Origin of the sequence: Aquipuribacter nitratireducens (assembly GCF_037860835.1) — a bacterium.
Classification (GTDB): Bacteria; Actinomycetota; Actinomycetes; order Actinomycetales; family JBBAYJ01; genus Aquipuribacter; species Aquipuribacter nitratireducens.
This window is the reverse complement of record NZ_JBBEOG010000006.1, coordinates 42,100-57,732: the sequence shown is the minus strand read 5'-3', so window position 1 is coordinate 57,732 and position 15,633 is coordinate 42,100. Positions and strand designations below refer to the sequence as shown.

Annotated in this window: 15 protein-coding genes; 6 read left to right on the top strand and 9 right to left on the bottom strand. The window is 74.3% G+C overall.

From position 1 onward, the window contains the following. Positions 1 to 112: 112 nt before the first annotated feature. Positions 113 to 2,653, top strand: coding sequence for an ATP-dependent Clp protease ATP-binding subunit (locus tag WAB14_RS12410; RefSeq protein WP_340270190.1), 2,541 nt, complete (start codon positions 113 to 115; stop codon positions 2,651 to 2,653). Further along, complete coding sequence (locus WAB14_RS12405) at positions 2,650 to 3,222, top strand: amino-acid N-acetyltransferase (RefSeq protein WP_377003245.1); 573 nt, start codon at positions 2,650 to 2,652, stop codon at positions 3,220 to 3,222. The genes WAB14_RS12410 and WAB14_RS12405 overlap by 4 nt, the downstream gene beginning before the upstream one ends. 64 nt (positions 3,223 to 3,286) lie before the next feature. Here WAB14_RS12405 and WAB14_RS12400 read toward each other — a convergent pair whose 3' ends face one another. The 5 genes from WAB14_RS12400 to WAB14_RS12380 all read right to left on the bottom strand — a co-directional run bounded on the left by WAB14_RS12400 (position 3,287) and on the right by WAB14_RS12380 (position 8,126). Next, positions 3,287 to 4,129, bottom strand: coding sequence for an HhH-GPD family protein (locus tag WAB14_RS12400; protein ID WP_340270186.1), 843 nt, complete (start codon positions 4,127 to 4,129; stop codon positions 3,287 to 3,289). Between the two features lie 29 nt (positions 4,130 to 4,158). Beyond that, positions 4,159 to 5,241 (bottom strand): DNA integrity scanning diadenylate cyclase DisA, encoded by a 1,083-nt coding sequence (gene disA, locus WAB14_RS12395; protein ID WP_340270184.1) that lies wholly within the window; start codon positions 5,239 to 5,241, stop codon positions 4,159 to 4,161. Positions 5,242 to 5,298: 57 nt separating this feature from the next. Then, entirely contained in the window at positions 5,299 to 6,819 is a 1,521-nt protein-coding gene (locus WAB14_RS12390) for a DNA repair protein RadA (RefSeq protein ID WP_340270183.1), read from the bottom strand. Between the two features lie 76 nt (positions 6,820 to 6,895). Next, positions 6,896 to 7,267, bottom strand: a complete 372-nt coding sequence (locus tag WAB14_RS12385; RefSeq protein WP_340270182.1) for a hypothetical protein — start codon at positions 7,265 to 7,267, stop codon at positions 6,896 to 6,898. A 46-nt stretch (positions 7,268 to 7,313) separates the two neighbouring features. Further along, positions 7,314 to 8,126 (bottom strand): DUF3109 family protein, encoded by an 813-nt coding sequence (locus tag WAB14_RS12380; RefSeq protein WP_340270181.1) that lies wholly within the window; start codon positions 8,124 to 8,126, stop codon positions 7,314 to 7,316. An 81-nt stretch (positions 8,127 to 8,207) separates the two neighbouring features. On the opposite strand from WAB14_RS12380, the gene WAB14_RS12375 reads away from it, so the two are divergent. From WAB14_RS12375 to WAB14_RS12360, 4 genes are read left to right on the top strand one after another with little or no spacing between them, the layout of a single operon-like run. Then, positions 8,208 to 9,041 carry a sugar phosphate isomerase/epimerase family protein gene (locus WAB14_RS12375; protein ID WP_340270180.1) on the top strand — a complete coding sequence of 278 codons (834 nt, stop codon included), beginning with the start codon at positions 8,208 to 8,210 and terminating at the stop codon, positions 9,039 to 9,041. A 20-nt stretch (positions 9,042 to 9,061) separates the two neighbouring features. Further along, positions 9,062 to 10,009, top strand: coding sequence for a proline dehydrogenase family protein (locus WAB14_RS12370; protein ID WP_340270179.1), 948 nt, complete (start codon positions 9,062 to 9,064; stop codon positions 10,007 to 10,009). After that, positions 10,006 to 10,854 carry a pyrroline-5-carboxylate reductase gene (gene proC / locus WAB14_RS12365; protein WP_340270178.1) on the top strand — a complete coding sequence of 283 codons (849 nt, stop codon included), beginning with the start codon at positions 10,006 to 10,008 and terminating at the stop codon, positions 10,852 to 10,854. Before WAB14_RS12370 ends, proC begins: the two co-directional genes overlap by 4 nt. A 40-nt stretch (positions 10,855 to 10,894) precedes the next feature. Then, positions 10,895 to 11,239 (top strand): oxidoreductase, encoded by a 345-nt coding sequence (locus WAB14_RS12360; RefSeq protein ID WP_340270177.1) that lies wholly within the window; start codon positions 10,895 to 10,897, stop codon positions 11,237 to 11,239. A gap of 14 nt (positions 11,240 to 11,253) precedes the next feature. On the opposite strand, the gene WAB14_RS12355 is transcribed toward WAB14_RS12360, so the two are convergent. The 4 genes from WAB14_RS12355 to WAB14_RS12340 all read right to left on the bottom strand — a co-directional run bounded on the left by WAB14_RS12355 (position 11,254) and on the right by WAB14_RS12340 (position 15,614). Beyond that, positions 11,254 to 11,820: a GNAT family N-acetyltransferase gene (locus WAB14_RS12355; RefSeq protein WP_340270176.1), complete on the bottom strand. Its 567-nt coding sequence runs from the start codon at positions 11,818 to 11,820 to the stop codon at positions 11,254 to 11,256. A gap of 50 nt (positions 11,821 to 11,870) precedes the next feature. Then, positions 11,871 to 13,259 carry a TrkH family potassium uptake protein gene (locus tag WAB14_RS12350; protein ID WP_340270174.1) on the bottom strand — a complete coding sequence of 463 codons (1,389 nt, stop codon included), beginning with the start codon at positions 13,257 to 13,259 and terminating at the stop codon, positions 11,871 to 11,873. An 82-nt stretch (positions 13,260 to 13,341) separates the two neighbouring features. After that, positions 13,342 to 14,838, bottom strand: a complete 1,497-nt coding sequence (locus WAB14_RS12345; protein ID WP_340270172.1) for a TrkH family potassium uptake protein — start codon at positions 14,836 to 14,838, stop codon at positions 13,342 to 13,344. Continuing rightward, complete coding sequence (locus WAB14_RS12340) at positions 14,835 to 15,614, bottom strand: potassium channel family protein (RefSeq protein WP_340270171.1); 780 nt, start codon at positions 15,612 to 15,614, stop codon at positions 14,835 to 14,837. The genes WAB14_RS12345 and WAB14_RS12340 overlap by 4 nt, the downstream gene beginning before the upstream one ends. Between the last annotated feature and the right edge of the window lie 19 nt (positions 15,615 to 15,633).

Sequence of the window (15,633 nt, the reverse complement as noted above, 5' to 3'; positions counted from 1 at the left end):
CGGGTGGTCGGTCGGTACGCCAGCTGCCGGACGTCTAGCATCGAGCGGGAACGAGATCGGAACCGGGGTCGCACCCGGGCACGGTCCCCGCCCGCTCGTGAGGGAGCGACACATGTTCGAGAGGTTCACCGACCGCGCTCGTCGCGTGGTCGTCCTGGCGCAGGAAGAAGCCAGGATGCTCAACCACAACTACATCGGCACCGAGCACATCCTGCTCGGGCTGATCCACGAGGGCGAGGGCGTCGCCGCGAAGGCGCTGGAGTCCCTCGGCATCTCGCTGGACGCGGTGCGCGAGCAGGTCCAGGAGATCATCGGGCAGGGGCAGCAGGCCCCCTCCGGCCACATCCCCTTCACCCCGCGGGCCAAGAAGGTCCTCGAGCTGTCCCTGCGCGAGGCGCTGCAGCTCGGCCACAACTACATCGGCACCGAGCACATCCTGCTCGGGCTCATCCGCGAGGGCGAGGGCGTCGCCGCCCAGGTCCTCGTCAAGCTCGGCGCGGACCTCAACCGCGTCCGCCAGCAGGTCATCCAGCTCCTGTCCGGCTACCAGGGCAAGGAGCCGGCGACCGCCGGCGGCCCCGCGGCGGAGAACACCCCGTCCGGCTCCCTGGTCCTCGACCAGTTCGGCCGCAACCTCACCCAGGCCGCGCGCGAGTCCAAGCTCGACCCCGTCATCGGGCGCGAGAAGGAGATCGAGCGCGTCATGCAGGTGCTGTCGCGCCGCACCAAGAACAACCCCGTCCTCATCGGCGAGCCCGGCGTCGGCAAGACCGCCGTCGTCGAGGGCCTCTCGCAGGCGATCGTCCGCGGCGAGGTGCCGGAGACCCTCAAGGACAAGCAGCTCTACACCCTCGACCTCGGCGCGCTCGTCGCCGGCAGCCGCTACCGCGGTGACTTCGAGGAGCGGCTGAAGAAGGTCCTCAAGGAGATCCGCACCCGCGGCGACATCATCCTGTTCATCGACGAGATCCACACCCTCGTCGGGGCGGGGGCCGCCGAGGGCGCGATCGACGCCGCGAGCATCCTCAAGCCGATGCTCGCCCGCGGCGAGCTGCAGACCATCGGCGCCACCACCCTCGACGAGTACCGCAAGCACGTCGAAAAGGACCCCGCGCTGGAGCGCCGCTTCCAGCCGATCCAGGTCGCGGAGCCGTCGCTCGCGCACGCCATCGAGATCCTCAAGGGCCTGCGGGACCGCTACGAGGCCCACCACCGGGTGTCCATCACCGACGCCGCGCTCGTCGCGGCGGCGAACCTCGCCGACCGGTACATCAACGACCGGTTCCTGCCGGACAAGGCGATCGACCTCATCGACGAGGCGGGCGCGCGCCTGCGCATCCGTCGGATGACGGCCCCGCCGGACCTGCGGGAGTTCGACGAGCGCATCGCCCAGGTGCGGCGCGAGAAGGAGTCCGCGATCGACTCGCAGGACTTCGAGAAGGCGGCGTCCCTGCGCGACGACGAGAAGCGCCTGCTGGGCCAGAAGGCCGAGCGGGAGAAGCAGTGGAAGTCCGGCGACATGGACGTGGTCGCGGAGGTCGACGAGGAGCTGATCGCCGAGGTCCTCGCCATCGCCACGGGCATCCCGGTCTTCAAGCTGACCGAGGAGGAGTCCCAGCGCCTGCTCCGCATGGAGGACGAGCTGCACAAGCGCGTCATCGGCCAGGACGAGGCCATCAAGGCCCTGTCCCAGGCGATCCGGCGCACGCGTGCGGGCCTCAAGGACCCGAAGCGTCCCGGTGGCTCGTTCATCTTCGCCGGCCCCACGGGCGTCGGGAAGACCGAGCTCGCGAAGTCGCTGGCGGAGTTCCTCTTCGGCGACGAGGACTCCCTCATCCAGCTCGACATGAGCGAGTTCTCCGAGAAGCACACCGTGTCGCGGCTCTTCGGTTCCCCGCCCGGCTACGTCGGGTACGAGGAGGGCGGCCAGCTCACGGAGAAGGTGCGGCGCAAGCCGTTCTCGGTCGTCCTCTTCGACGAGGTCGAGAAGGCGCACCCGGACATCTTCAACTCGCTGCTGCAGATCCTCGAGGACGGCCGCCTCACCGACTCCCAGGGTCGGATGGTCGACTTCAAGAACACCGTCATCATCATGACGACGAACCTCGGCACGCGTGACATCGCCAAGGGCGTCTCCATGGGCTTCAGCGCCGGCAACGACACCCGCACCGGGTACGAGCGCATGAAGGCGAAGGTGACGGACGAGCTCAAGCAGCACTTCCGTCCGGAGTTCCTCAACCGCGTCGACGACACGATCGTCTTCCCCCAGCTCACGCAGGAGGAGATCGTCACGATCGTCGACCTCATGATCGCGAAGCTGGACTCGCGCCTGCGCGACAAGGACATGGGCATCGAGCTCACGCCCGCCGCCAAGGCGCTGCTCGCGACACGCGGCTACGACCCCGTCCTCGGGGCCCGGCCGCTGCGCCGCACGATCCAGCGCGACATCGAGGACGCCCTCTCGGAGAAGATCCTCTTCTCGGAGCTGACGGCCGGCCAGCTCGTGCTGGTCGACGTCGACGGCGAGGGCGAGCTCGCGCACTTCACGTTCACCGGCACGGAGCGTCGGGTGCCCGAGGCCCCGGAGCTCGAGGGCGCGGGCGCCGGCGGTCCCTCCGCCGGTGAGGACGGCACGGGGGCGGCAGCCTCCTGACGAGCACCTCGCACCACCGCGGAGCCCGGCCTCCCCTCACGGGGACGGTCGGGCTCCGTGCTGCCCGGCCGGCGGACGTGCCGCGCATCGCCGAGCTCGTCTCGGCGTACGTCGTCGACCGCCGGCTGCTCGCCAAGGACCTCGTGACCCTCTACGAGGACGTCCAGGAGTTCGTCGTCGCCGAGCGCACCGTCCGCGGCGCCGACGGCGGCCCGGGCACCGTCGAGGTCGTCGGCTGCGGGGCCCTGCACGTCATGTGGGCGGACCTCGCCGAGGTCCGCACGGTCGCCGTCGACGAGCGCCTCCGCGGGTACGGCGTCGGTCGTGCGCTCGTCGCGGAGCTGCTGCTGCACGCCCGTCGCCTCGGGATCGCCCGGGTCTTCTGCCTGACGTTCGAGCGGGAGTTCTTCGGCTCCTTCGGCTTCCGCGAGATCGAGTCCGCGCCGATCAGCGCGGACGTCTACGCCGAGCTGCTCCGCAGCCACGACGAGGGCGTCGCCGAGTTCCTCGACCTCGCGCGCGTCAAGCCGAACACCCTCGGCAACCACCGGATGCTCGTCGAGCTCTAGCGACCGCGCCCGTCGACAGGAGCGCCGACCGCGCCCCACGTCGGCAGGCACGTGGACAGCCGGGTCAGAGGGGGAGCCGGACGCCGTCGTCCGCGCGTTCGGCGAGGCCGTCGACCGCCAGCGAGTCGAGGCAGCGACGTGCCTGGGCGGGGTCGTCGCACACCGCGAGCAGCGTCGCCTCCTCGACGAGCCCGTGGCTCGCCCGCAGCAGCGCCATGATCCGCCCGCGCACCTGGCGGTCGGTGCCGTGCCAGGGCTGCCGTCGCGTCGTGCGCGACCGTGCCGGCGGCGGGTCCGCCGCCCATGCGCAGTCCGCCTGCAGCGGGCACTCCGGGCAGCGCGGGGCGCGCGCGGTGCACACGAGCGCGCCGAGCTCCATGACGGCCGCGTTCCACGCCACCGAGGTCGACGCCTCGACCGGCAGCAGCGCCTCTGCGCGCGCCCGCTCCCCGACGGTCGGAGCCGCCGCGGTCGGGTCCGCGCCGTCGTGCACCCGGGCCAGCACCCGCCGGACGTTGACGTCGAGCACGACGGCGCGTCGCCCGAAGCCGAACGCCGCGACCGCGCCCGCGGTGTACGGGCCCACCCCGGGCAGCGCGAGCAGCTCCTCGTAGGTGCCCGGCACGACGCCGCCGTGCCCGTCGCGCACGGCCACGGCGGTCTCGTGCAGCCGCAGCGCCCGGCGGGGGTAGCCGAGGCGTCCCCACATCCGCACCGCCTCGCCGGGGGAGTCGTCGGCGAGGGCCGAGGCGTCCGGCCAGCGGGTGAGCCACCGCAGCCACACCGGCACGACCCGGGCCACCGGCGTCTGGTGGCTCATCACCTCGCACACGAGGACGGCCCACGGGTCGGTGCCCGGGGCGCGCCACGGCAGGTCGCGACCGTGCGCGGCGAACCACGCGACCACCGCGCCCGTGAGGCTGCGTGCGGGAGCGCTCAGACGTACCGCTCGAGGATGCTCGTCTCGGCCAGGCGCGACAGGCCCTCGCGGACGCCCCGGGCGCGCGAGAGGGTGAGGCCGTCGACCTGCTGGAGGTCCTCGACGCCCGCGGCGAGGAGCTTCTGCAGGCTGCCGAAGCGGTCGACGAGCCGGTGCACGACGACGTCGGGCAGGCGCGGCAGGCGGCGGAGCATCCGGTACCCGCGGGGGCTCACCGTGGCGTCGAGCCCACCCTCGACCCGCCCGCCCGTCACCTGGCGCGCGACCGCCTCGAGGCTCAGCAGCTCGGAGGAGTCGAGCGCGGCGAGCCCCGCCAGTGCGGCCCCGGCCTCGCCGCTGCTGCCGTCGGGGCCGACGTAGTCGTGGACGACGCTCGACAGCTCGGTCTCGAAGCCGGCGATGAGCTCGTCCATCTGGAGCTCGACGAGACGGCCGTCCGTGCCGAGCTCGACGACGTAGCCGCGGACCTCGTCGGAGATGCGGCGCACCATCTCCGCGCGCTGCAGGACGGTGGCGACGTCCCGGACGGTCACGAGGTCCTCGATCTCGAGCGCAGACAGGTTGCCCGTCACCTCGTCGAGGCGCGAGGCGTACCGCTCGAGGGTGGCGAGGGCCTGGTTGGCGCGGGCGAGGATGGCGCCGGAGTCCTCGAGGACGTGCCGGCGCCCGTCGAGGTAGACGGCGATGAGGCTCATCGACTGCGAGACGGAGATGACGGGGAAGCCGCACTGGCGCGACGCCTTGTCCGCCGTGCGGTGGCGGGTGCCGGACTCCGGCGTGGCGATCCGCGGGTCCGGGACGAGCTGGACGCCGGCGCGCACGACGGTGCCGGAGCCGCGGCCGTCGGTGTCGATGACGATGGCGCCGTCCATCTTCGCGAGCTCCCGCAGGCGGGTGGCGGAGAAGTCGACGTCGAGCACGAAGCCGCCCGTGCACATGCTCGCGACCACCTCGTCGAAGCCGAGCACGATGAGCGCCCCCGTGCGTCCGCGCAGGATCCGCTCGAGCCCGTCCCGCAGCTGGGTGCCGGGTGCCACGAGCGCAAGGACCTGGCGGAGGCGGTCGTCGTCGCCGTCCATCGCCCTCCCCGGGGGCTCGTGCCACGGCGCCCCGACGGGCGCCCCACCGGCCAGAGTCTAGGGCCGCCCGGCGCGCGCGTGCGCGAGGTCCCGCAGGGCGGCGAGCGCCACCGTCACGTGCGAGACCTCCCGCAGCCGCGCGGGCGCCGGGACGGGCCCGACGCGTGCGGCGGTGCCGGTGGGGACGACGATGCGGCGGTAGCCGAGCCGCACGGCCTCGGCGACCCGCTGCTGGAGCATGGGCACGGCCCGGACGTCCCCCGACAGCGTGACCTCCCCCAGGGCGATGACGTCGGCGGGCAGCGGGGCGTCCCATGCCGCGGAGGCGAGGGCGAGCGCGACGGCGAGGTCGGCGCCCGGCTCCACGAGCCGGGCCCCGCCGACGGTCGCGACGAAGACGTCCCGGTCACCGAGGCGCAGGCCCACCGCCCGCTCGGTGACGGCGAGCAGCATGGCGGTCCGGGACGCGTCGAGACCGCTGACACCACGGCGCGGGTTGGGGGTGGCGGCGGCCGTGACGAGCGCCTGCACCTCGGCGAGGAGGGGCCGCCGGCCCTCCACCGCGACGGTGACGCACGTGCCGGGGACGGGCTCCTCGCGGTGGCCGCGGAAGAGCTCGGAGGGGTCGACGACCTCGCGCAGGCCGTCGTCGGCCTGCTCGAAGCACGCGACCTCGTCGGCCGGCCCGAACCGGTTCTTGGACGCGCGCAGCAGCCGCAGGGCCGTGTGCCGGTCGCCCTCGAAGGTGAGGACCGTGTCGACGAGGTGCTCCAGCGCGCGGGGCCCCGCCACGGAGGAGTCCTTGGTCGACTGCCCGACGAGCAGCAACGGGGTGGGACGCGACTTCGCCATGCGGGTGAGGACCTGCGTGACGTGCTGCACCTGCGACGTGCCGCCGGGGCGGCCGTCGACCTCGCTGCTCGCGACGGTCTGGACGGAGTCGACGACGACGAGGTCGGGGTCGTGCTCCTCGACGAGGGCGAGGACGGCGTGGAGGTCCTGCTCGTCGGCGAGGAGCACGCCGTCCGCGTCGACGCCCGTGCGCCGGGCCCGCACGGCGAGCTGCTCCGCGGACTCCTCGCCCGACACGTACAGGACCGTCCGCGGGCCGGGCGCCTCGGCCGGGGCCTCGGCGAGGGGGGTCGCACCCTGCCACGGCCCGACGACGACCGCGCCGTCCCGCTCGCGGGCGGCCAGCGCCGCGGTGCCGAGGGCGAAGCGGTGCGCGACCTCGAGCAGGAGGGTCGACTTCCCGACGCCCGGCTCGCCGGCGAGGAGGACGACCTGACCGGGCACCAGGCCGCCGCCGACGACGCGGTCGAACTCGCCGAGACCGGTGCCCGTGCGCGCGGTGGTGGCGCCGTCGACCTCGCTGACGCGCCGCGCGCGTCGCACACCGCCCGCACCGGCCCCCGCACCCGCGGTCCCGGCGCGGCCGCTCGCGGACCCGAGGAGCCCGGTGGGCACCTGCTCGACCGTGCCCCAGCCCTGGCACTGCGGGCAGCGTCCGACCCACCGCGCGTGCTCCGCGCCGCACGCGGTGCACGCGAACACCGGCTTGCGGGCCTTCGACGTCACGGCAGGACCGTACGCGCGGCCCCGGACACACGGGCTCCTCCCGCGCCGTGGCGCGTGCCGTCGCCCGAGCGGCGGCTCAGATGGCGAGGAGGGTGGCGGTGAGGATGACCCCGCCGCTGACGATCGACACGGCCGGGACGAGGGCGAACACGAGCACGGCGGAGCTCTTGAGGTGCCGCCACAGGAGGAGCCCGGACCCCACGAAGATCGCGACTCCGACCATCGTCGCGAGGAAGGCGTACCCGACCTGCGACGGCGCGGGGTCCGGGCTCGTCGGCGGCACGATGAGGAACGGCACCACCGTCGAGACCAGGACGCCCGCGACCCAGCCCGCGAACAGCACGAGCGACAGCGCGTCCGGCTTCGGCAGCCGGAACGGCTTGCGCCCCGACGGGGTGTACTCCGCCTCGCGGGCGTACCGGGCGTCCTCGCTCGAGGTCTGAGTCATGGGGACAGGGTGCTCGCCCGGCCCCCGCTGGTCCACCCGACAGGCCTCACGACCTGCCCTCCGACGCCCGGGTGGCGGGGTGGACGACGCTCAGCGGCAGCAGCCGGGGTCCGCTGTCGGGGACGAGCTCGGCGCAGTGCCGGTCGAGCACGTCGTACACCTGCGCACCGACGAGCTCGACGAGCTCCGCGCGCAGGCTCCGCCACACGGGCTCCGGGCCCACGTGCGCGGTGGGGGAGGCCGTGCAGTACCAGTCGAAGTCCGCCCCGCCGCCGCCCCAGCCCTCGCGGGTGTACTCCGTGACCGTCACCTGCAGGTACGTGGAGCCGTCGGCGCGGGCCGGCTCGTCGTACGTCCGCCGGACCGGCAGCTGCCAGCAGACGTCCGGCTTCGTGCGCATCGGGTCCTCGCCCTCGGCGAGCGCGAGCCCGTGGAGGGCGCAGCCGTACCCGCCGGGGAAGTCCCGGGGGTTGTGGAAGACGCAGACCCCGCCGACCCGGGCGGTGCGCCGGGCGCCGTCCTCGTCGCTCACGGCCCAGCGCCGGCCCGCGCCGTGGCGCCGGTGGCCGGCGTTCGCCCACGTCGTCGCGTCGAGCCGCGCGACGGCGGCGGCGACGCGCTCCTCGTCGGCGGCCTCGCTGAAGTACGCGCCGTGCACGCAGCAGCCGGCGTCGGGCAGCGAGGCGTCGATCCCGGGGCAGCCGGCACCGAAGACGCACCGCCACGACGAGGTGAGCCACGTGAGGTCGAAGCGGTAGACGGTGTCCGGCGTCGAGCCGTCGGTCACGGGGACCTCGCCGTCGGCGCCGACCTCCAGCCACAGCCGTGTGCCGGGAGCGGGCACCTCGTCGCTCGCCACACCACGAGGCTAGCCACCGACCGGGGGCGGGGGGACCGCCGCATCGCCGTCGACCGCGGCACGGTCGTAGGCTCGGGCACCGTGACGGGACAGGGCAGCGTGGGCGCGACCGGGACCGGTCGACCCTCCGGCGGCACCCCCGCCCCCCTCGTCGGGCTCGCGACGACGTCGGTGTACCCCGATCCCGCCGAGGAGGCCTTCCGCGCCGCCGCCGAGCTCGGCTACGACGGCGTCGAGGTCATGGTGTGGTCGGAGCCCGTCACCCGCGACGCCGACGCCCTCCAGAAGATGTCGGACACCTACGGCGTCCCCATCCTCTCCATCCACGCCCCGACGCTGCTGCTCACCCAGGGCGTGTGGGGCCGCGACAACTGGGCCCGCCTCGTCCGCTCCGCCGAGCACGCCGAGGCGCTCGGGGCGGGTGTCGTGGTCGTGCACCCGCCGTTCCGGTGGCAGCGCACGTACGGCAAGGCGTTCGAGGAGGGCATCGCCGCCCTCGGCGAGGAGCACCACTGCACGTTCGCGGTGGAGAACATGTTCCCGTGGCGGGTCGGCGGCCGGGACGTCCGCGCGTACGCCCCGGGCTGGGACCTGCTCGACCACAGCTACAGCCACTGCACGCTCGACTTCTCCCACGCGGCCACGGCGCGGCAGGACTCCCTCGAGCTGCTCGAGGACCTCGGCGACCGCGTCGTCCACGTGCACCTCGCCGACGGCTCCGGGTCGCTGAAGGACGAGCACCTCGTGCCCGGGGACGGCAACCAGCCGGTGGCGGAGGTGCTGGAGAAGCTCGCGGCCGACGGCTGGGCGGGTCACGTCGTCGCCGAGATCAACACCCGGCGGGACAAGACCCGCCGGACCGTCGCCCTCCAGCGGACCCTCGACTTCGCCCGGCGCCACCTGGGTGCCGGATAGCCTGACCCGGTGAGCGCCACGTGATCGCCAAGGCCCAGCGGGCCCTCCTGCTCGCCGCCTCCCGCAACGACGCCCTCCGCGAGGCCGTCGAGCGCGCCCCCGTCACCCGGGACCTCGTCCACCGCTTCGTCGCGGGTACCGGCGACGACCACGCGCTCGAGGCGGCCGCCGAGCAGCGCTCGCGCGGCCTCCTCGTCACCCTCGACCGGCTCGGCGAGGACGTCGCCGACGAGGCGGACGCCGCGAGGACGCGGGACGCGTACGTCGGCGTCCTGGGCCGTCTGTCCGCGCTCGGGCTGAGCGACGGCGGGGACGTCGAGGTGTCCGTCAAGCTCTCCGCCCTCGGCCAGGCGCTGGGCCGCGACGGCGAGTCGGTCGCGCTCGAGAACGCCCGCACGATCTGCGAGGCCGCCGCCCTCGCCGGGACGACCGTCACCCTCGACATGGAGGACCACACGACGGTCGACTCGACGCTGCGGGTGCTCGAGGCGCTCCGCGCGGAGCACCCGTGGGTCGGCGCGGTCCTGCAGTCGCAGCTGCGCCGCACCGAGGCCGACTGCCGGGACCTCGCGACGACCGGCTCGCGGGTGCGGCTGTGCAAGGGCGCCTACGCGCCGCCGGAGACCGTCGCCTTCACCGACCCCCACGGCGTCGACCGCTCCTACGTGCGCTGCCTCAAGGTCCTTCTCCACGGCGAGGGCTACCCCATGCTCGCCACGCACGACCCGCTGCTGCTCGAGATCGGTGAGGCCGTCGCCCGCGACGCCGGTCGTGACGCCGACGCGTGGGAGGTCCAGATGCTCCTCGGCGTACGGCCGCAGGAGCAGGCGCGGCTCGGCTCCCTCGGGCGTCGGGTGCGCGTGTACGTGCCCTACGGCGACGACTGGTACGCCTACCTGGTGCGGCGGCTCGCGGAGCGACCCGCGAACCTCGCCCTGCTCCTGCGCTCCCTCACGAGCCGCTCGTGAGCGGCACGAGCGACCGTCCGGGCGCCGACGTCGTCGCCGTCCTCGGTGCCGGGGTCATGGGGGAGACGCTCCTGTCGGGTCTCCTGCGGGCCGGGCGGGCGGCGGAGGCGCTGCTCGTCACCGAGCGGCGCCCGGAGCGCGCGCAGGAGCTCACGCACCGCTACGGCGTCCGTGTCGTCGACACCGCGACCGCGGTGCAGGAGGCGGGGACCCTCGTCCTCGTCGTCAAGCCGCAGGACGTGCCGTCCCTGCTCGCCGACGTCGCCCCGCACCTGCGCGCCGGGACGCTCGTCGTGTCCCTCGCCGCGGGCGTCACGACCGCCGCCCTCGAGCACGGGCTCGTCGCGGGCGGCGGACCGCACGTCCCGGTCGTCCGCGTCATGCCGAACACCCCCGCGCTCGTCGACGAGGGCATGAGCGCCATCGCCGCCGGCACGGGGTCCGGACCCGAGCACCTCGACGCGGCCGAGGCCCTCCTCGGGGCCGTCGGCAAGGTCGTCCGGGTCCCCGAGCACCACATGGACGCCGTCACCGCCGTCTCCGGTTCCGGTCCCGCGTACGTGTTCTACGTCGTCGAGGCGATGATCGAGGCGGGGGTGCTGCTCGGCCTCTCGCGCGAGGTCGCGACGACCCTCGTCGTCCAGACCGTCGTCGGTGCGGGCCGCATGGTCGCCGAGACCGGCCAGCACCCGACCGTCCTGCGCGAGCAGGTGTCGTCGCCCGCGGGCACGACGATGGCGGCGGTCCGGGTGCTCGACGACCACCGCGTGCGGGCGGCGTTCGTCACGGCGATGGAGGCCGCGCGGGACCGCTCGGCGGAACTCGGCCGGCTCGCGGGTAGTTGAGCGAGCAGACACCCTGAGGGTGCCGGAGGAAGGAGCGACGGTGAGCTGGTTCTCGCGGCTGCGGCCGCGTCGTGGGGGGTCGGCAGGGGGACTGCGCGGCGCCGCCGCCGACGACCAGGGCGTCCGCCACCTCCGCGACTTCGTCGCCTCCCGGCGCGGGGTCGAGTTCTACCTCGAGCCGGAGACGAGCGACTTCACGACGACCGTGGTCGCCGTCGCGCACGACGGCGAGTGGACCCGCCGTCCCGTCCGCTCCCCGCGGGTGGCCGCCGACCTCGCCCGCGGGCTCGCACTGCCCCTGTACGAGGCGAAGGTGACCGGTTACCCCAGGCGGATGAAGGAGTGGAGCCGCCGCCACCCCGAGCGCCGCCTCGGCCCTCGCTGACCCGTCCCCCGCGCTCAGGCGAGCTCGCGCCGAACGAGCCACCGGACCCGGTGTCCGCTGTGCGCGGTGGTCGCCTGCACGCGCGTGAAGCCGGACCGCTCGAACAGCTGCACCGAGCCGACGTAGCCGGAGACGACGTCGACCCGGCCGTCCGAGGCGTCGACGGGGTAGCCCTCGACCACCTCCGCGCCGTGCGCCTGCGCGTGCGCCACCGCGCCGTCCAGCAGGTCGTGGAGCAGGCCCCGGCGGCGGAAGCCGGCCCGGACGACGAAGCAGACGACGCACCACGCGTCCCGCTCGTCGAGCACGGGGATGGTGCGCGAGCGCAGCAGCCGTCGGTACGTGCTCCGGGGCGCCACCGAGCACCAGCCCGCGACCTCGCCCCCGACGTACGCGAGGACCCCCGGTCCCGGCTCCTGCGCACACAGCGACCGCAGGTACGCCGGGCGCTCCGCGTTCGGCACCCGGCTGTCCCGGTACGCCGTGCACCAGCACGCGCCGGCGTCCGGTCGGCGCGTGCCCACGACGGTCGCGACGTCGTCGAAGCGGCCGAGGGCGGGCAGGACCGTCACGTCGTCCACGCCCGTCGACGCTAGACCCCGGCACCGACACCGGGACCGGCACGACGACCTCAGCCCACGAGGGGGTGCGTCTCCGGCATCCGGTACAGCCGCCCGCGCTCTCGGAGGGCGAGCGCCGCGACGGCGGTCGTCGGCCCGATGCGGCCGAGGAACATGCACGTGACGAGGACCCAGTCCCCGCCGGGCGGCAGGTCGTCGGTGATGCCGGTCGACAGCCCCACGGTCGCGTAGGCGGAGACGACCTCGAACAGCGCCGGTGCGAGCCCGGCGTCGGTGACCGCGAGCAGCCACACCGTCGCGGTCGAGATCACGGCCCCGGAGATGCCGATGACGGCGAGCGCCTGCCGGATCACGGCCGGGGAGATGCGGCGGCCGAAGACCTCGGCGTCGGGGTCGCCGCGGCCCTCGGCGACGACCGCGGCCACGAGGACCATGAGTGTCCCGACCTTGATGCCGCCGGCGGTGCCGCCCGAGCCGCCGCCGACGAACATGAGCAGCGTCGTGAGGAAGAGCGAGCCGTCGTCGAGGTCGGCGTAGTCGACGACGTTGAACCCGGCCGTGCGCGCCGACACCGACATGAACAACGCGACCCAGACCCGATCGGCCCCGGCGAGGCCGGCGTAGGTCTCGGCGTTCTCCCACTCCAGCACGAGGTAGAGCGCCGTCCCCCCGACGAGCAGCACGGCCGTCCCGAGCAGGACGAGCCGGGTGCTCACCCGCCACGGCAGGCCGGTCCGCCGCAGCACCTCGAAGATCACGGGGAAGCCGATGCCGCCGAGGACGACGGCGACCATGACCGGCACGGTCACCCACTCGTCGGTGGCGTACGGGACGAGGTTGGCGTTGTCCTCCGGTAGCGCGAAGCCCGCGTTGTTGAAGGCGGACACGGCGTGGAACACGCCGTACCAGAGGGCCCGCCGCAGGGGCATGTCGTAGCCGAGGAGGAACCGCAGCGACAGCGCGACGGCGACGACCCCCTCGACGAGCAGCGTGATGCGCACGATGCCCGCGAGGACGGAGCGGGCCTCGGCGGGGGTGCTACGGGTCGCGGCGCCGGTCGCCAGCCGCGAGCGCAGGCCGAGGCGGCGGCGCAGGAGCAGCGCGAGGAGCGTCGCCAGCGTCGAGATGCCGAAGCCGCCGACCTGGATCATCACGAGGATCGCCGCCTGCCCGGCCGCCGACCAGTACGTGCCGGTGTCGACGACGACGAGCCCCGTCACGCAGACCGCGGACGTCGCGGTGAAGACGGCGACGACGAGCGGCGTCCCGCCGTCCGGTGCGGCGCCCTCGGCGACCGCGACCGGCGTGAGGAGCGCGAGGGTGCCGAGGACCACGGCCGCGGCGAAGCCCGCCGGGATGACCCGGGCCGGGTGGAGGAGGGTGCGGACCCGGCGGCGCCGGGCGAGTGGACCGCGGTCGGCCCGTGCGCGAGGTGGCACGGTCGGTGACGGTACGCCCGCGGGGTCCGGCCGGGGACCGGGTCCACCCGCACCGGTGACCGCGGTCGCCGGGCGGTCGGTCTCAGCCGATGAGCGGGCGGGCCTCGGGCAGCCGGAACAGCCGCCGCCGCTGCTTCGTCGCGACCGCCGCGGCCACCGCCACGGGACCGACGCGGCCGACGAACATGCAGGCGGTGACGAACCACGCCGCCGCGTCCGGCAGGTCGTCCGTCACACCCGTCGACAACCCCACCACCGCGGTCGCGGAGACGGCCTCGAAGATCGTGTCGCTGAGGTCGAACGGGGTCGTCTGGAGCAGCACGACGATGGCGACGCCCGTCAGCATGATGGAGAAGCCGAGGACCGCGAGCGCCTGCCGGACGGTGGCCGTCGCGATGCGCCGCCCGAACGCGTGGACGTCGTCGTCGCCGCGGGACTCCGCCCAGACGGCGAGGGCGAGCACGGCGAGCGTGCCGACCTTGATGCCGCCGCTGGTCCCGGCGCTCCCGGCCCCGACGAACATGAGCGCGTCGGTGACGAAGCGCGCGGCCTCCCCGACCTCCCCGTAGTCGATGGTCGCGAACCCGCTCGAGCGCGGCGTCACCGACATGAACGCGACGGCGAGGAGCTTGGTGCCGAGCGGCAGACCCCCGATCGTCGCCTCGTTGCCCCACTCGAGCGCCCCGAGCGCGATCGCCGCGCCCACGAGGAGCACGGCGGACGTCACGATCGTCAGCTGCGTGTGCAGCGACCACGCCGACGCACGCCGGAACCGGGCGAGCTCGACAAGCACGGGGAACCCGAGCCCGCCGAGCACCACCCCCGTCATGACCGGGACGACGATCCACGGGTCGCCGACGAACCCGACGAGGCTGTCGCTGAAGAGCGCGAAGCCGGCGTTGTTGAACGCCGAGACCCCGTGGAAGACGCCGAGCCACAGCGCGCGCCCGAACGGCTCGTCGTAGTGCACCCAGAAGCGCGCGAAGAGGACGAGGGACACCACCCCCTCGATGACCGCGGTCGTGAGCAGCAGCCGGGGCAGGATGCCGCGGATCTCGCCGAGGTCGAAGCCCTTCGTCTCCTGCCGGGCTGCGAGCATGCTCGACAGGCCGAAGCGGCGGAGGACGGCGAGGCCGACGAGGGAGCCGAGCGTCGCGATGCCGAGCCCACCGACCTGGAACAGCACGAGGATGACGGCCTCGCCGAACGTCGACCAGTACGACGGCGTGTCGACGACGACGAGGCCCGTGACGCAGGCCGCGCTCGTGGCGGTGAAGACGGCGACGAGCGTCGGCGTCACGCCGTCGGGTCCGCTGCCGCCCTCGCCCGCGTCCTGCACGGCGAACGGCGTGTGCAGGAGCGCGGCCCCGATGGCGATGACCGCGAGGAGACCGACCGGGATGATCCGCACCGGGGACAGGAACGACTCCAGGCCGGCGCGGCGGGCCAGGGTCGACACGCGACCGCCCGTGCCGCGCCGCAGGAGGCCCGCACCGGGGTGGCGCGGCCCGCCGCCCGCCATGTCCGCGGCCAGCTGCTGCTGGTCGTCGGGGGCGTCCTCGCCCCGGGCTCCGCTCACGGACGCGCCGCGAAGGCCTCGATCTGGTCCACGTGGCCCGACACGATGAGCGTGTCCTCGGGGTGGACCTTCGTGCTCGGCACGGCGTACGTGAAGTCCTCGCCCGGCCGCTTCACGCCGACCACCGTGATGCCGTACTTCGAGCGCACGCCGGCCTGGTCGAGGGTGAAGTTGTGGGTCTCCTTCGGCGGCGCCATCTTGACGATCGCGAAGCCGTCGTCGAACTCGATGTAGTCGAGCAGCTTGCCGGTGACGAGGTGGGCGGTGCGCTCGCCCATCGTCGCCTCCGGGTACACGACGGTGACCCGGCTGCCGGTCCTGCGGGGGACGACACCGCGCTGCCGGGCCTCGCGCGAGCGCCGGGCCACCTCGTCGAGGCTGTCGGCGCCGCCGGCGACACGGTCGATGGTGCCCTCGGTCGCGAGCCGCTCGAGGATGGTGCCGTGGGCGTGGGAGATCGCCTTCGCCCAGATCTGGCCGACCTTGAGGTCGACGAGGTTGAGGGTCGTGAGGACGCTCGCCTCGATGGAGGTCCCGATGCCGACGACGGCGATGGGGAACTGGCTCGCGCCCAGCTGCTTGAGCGCCTCGACGTTCGTCGCGTCCGCCTCGACGACGTGCGTGAGCCGCCCCGACCACTCCTGCACGAGCTCGGGACTGCGCTCGACCGCGAGCACCTCGTGCCCGAGGCGGTGCAGCGCCTGCGCGGCGGAGGCCCCGAACCGGCCGAGCCCCACCACCAGCACGGCGTCGGAGTGCAGCTTGACGTTGCCCATCAGCGGTGCCCCTCGGTGC

Bases quoted from the DNA above. Each gene is read 5' to 3' on its own strand.
- WAB14_RS12385 (WP_340270182.1), bottom strand. From the start codon at position 7,267: ATGACTCAGACCTCGAGCGAGGACGCCCGGTACGCCCGCGAGGCGGAG.
- WAB14_RS12410 (WP_340270190.1), top strand. From the start codon at position 113: ATGTTCGAGAGGTTCACCGACCGCGCTCGTCGCGTGGTCGTCCTGGCG.
- WAB14_RS12340 (WP_340270171.1), bottom strand. From the start codon at position 15,614: ATGGGCAACGTCAAGCTGCACTCCGACGCCGTGCTGGTGGTGGGGCTC.
- disA (WP_340270184.1), bottom strand. From the start codon at position 5,241: ATGGACGGCGACGACGACCGCCTCCGCCAGGTCCTTGCGCTCGTGGCA.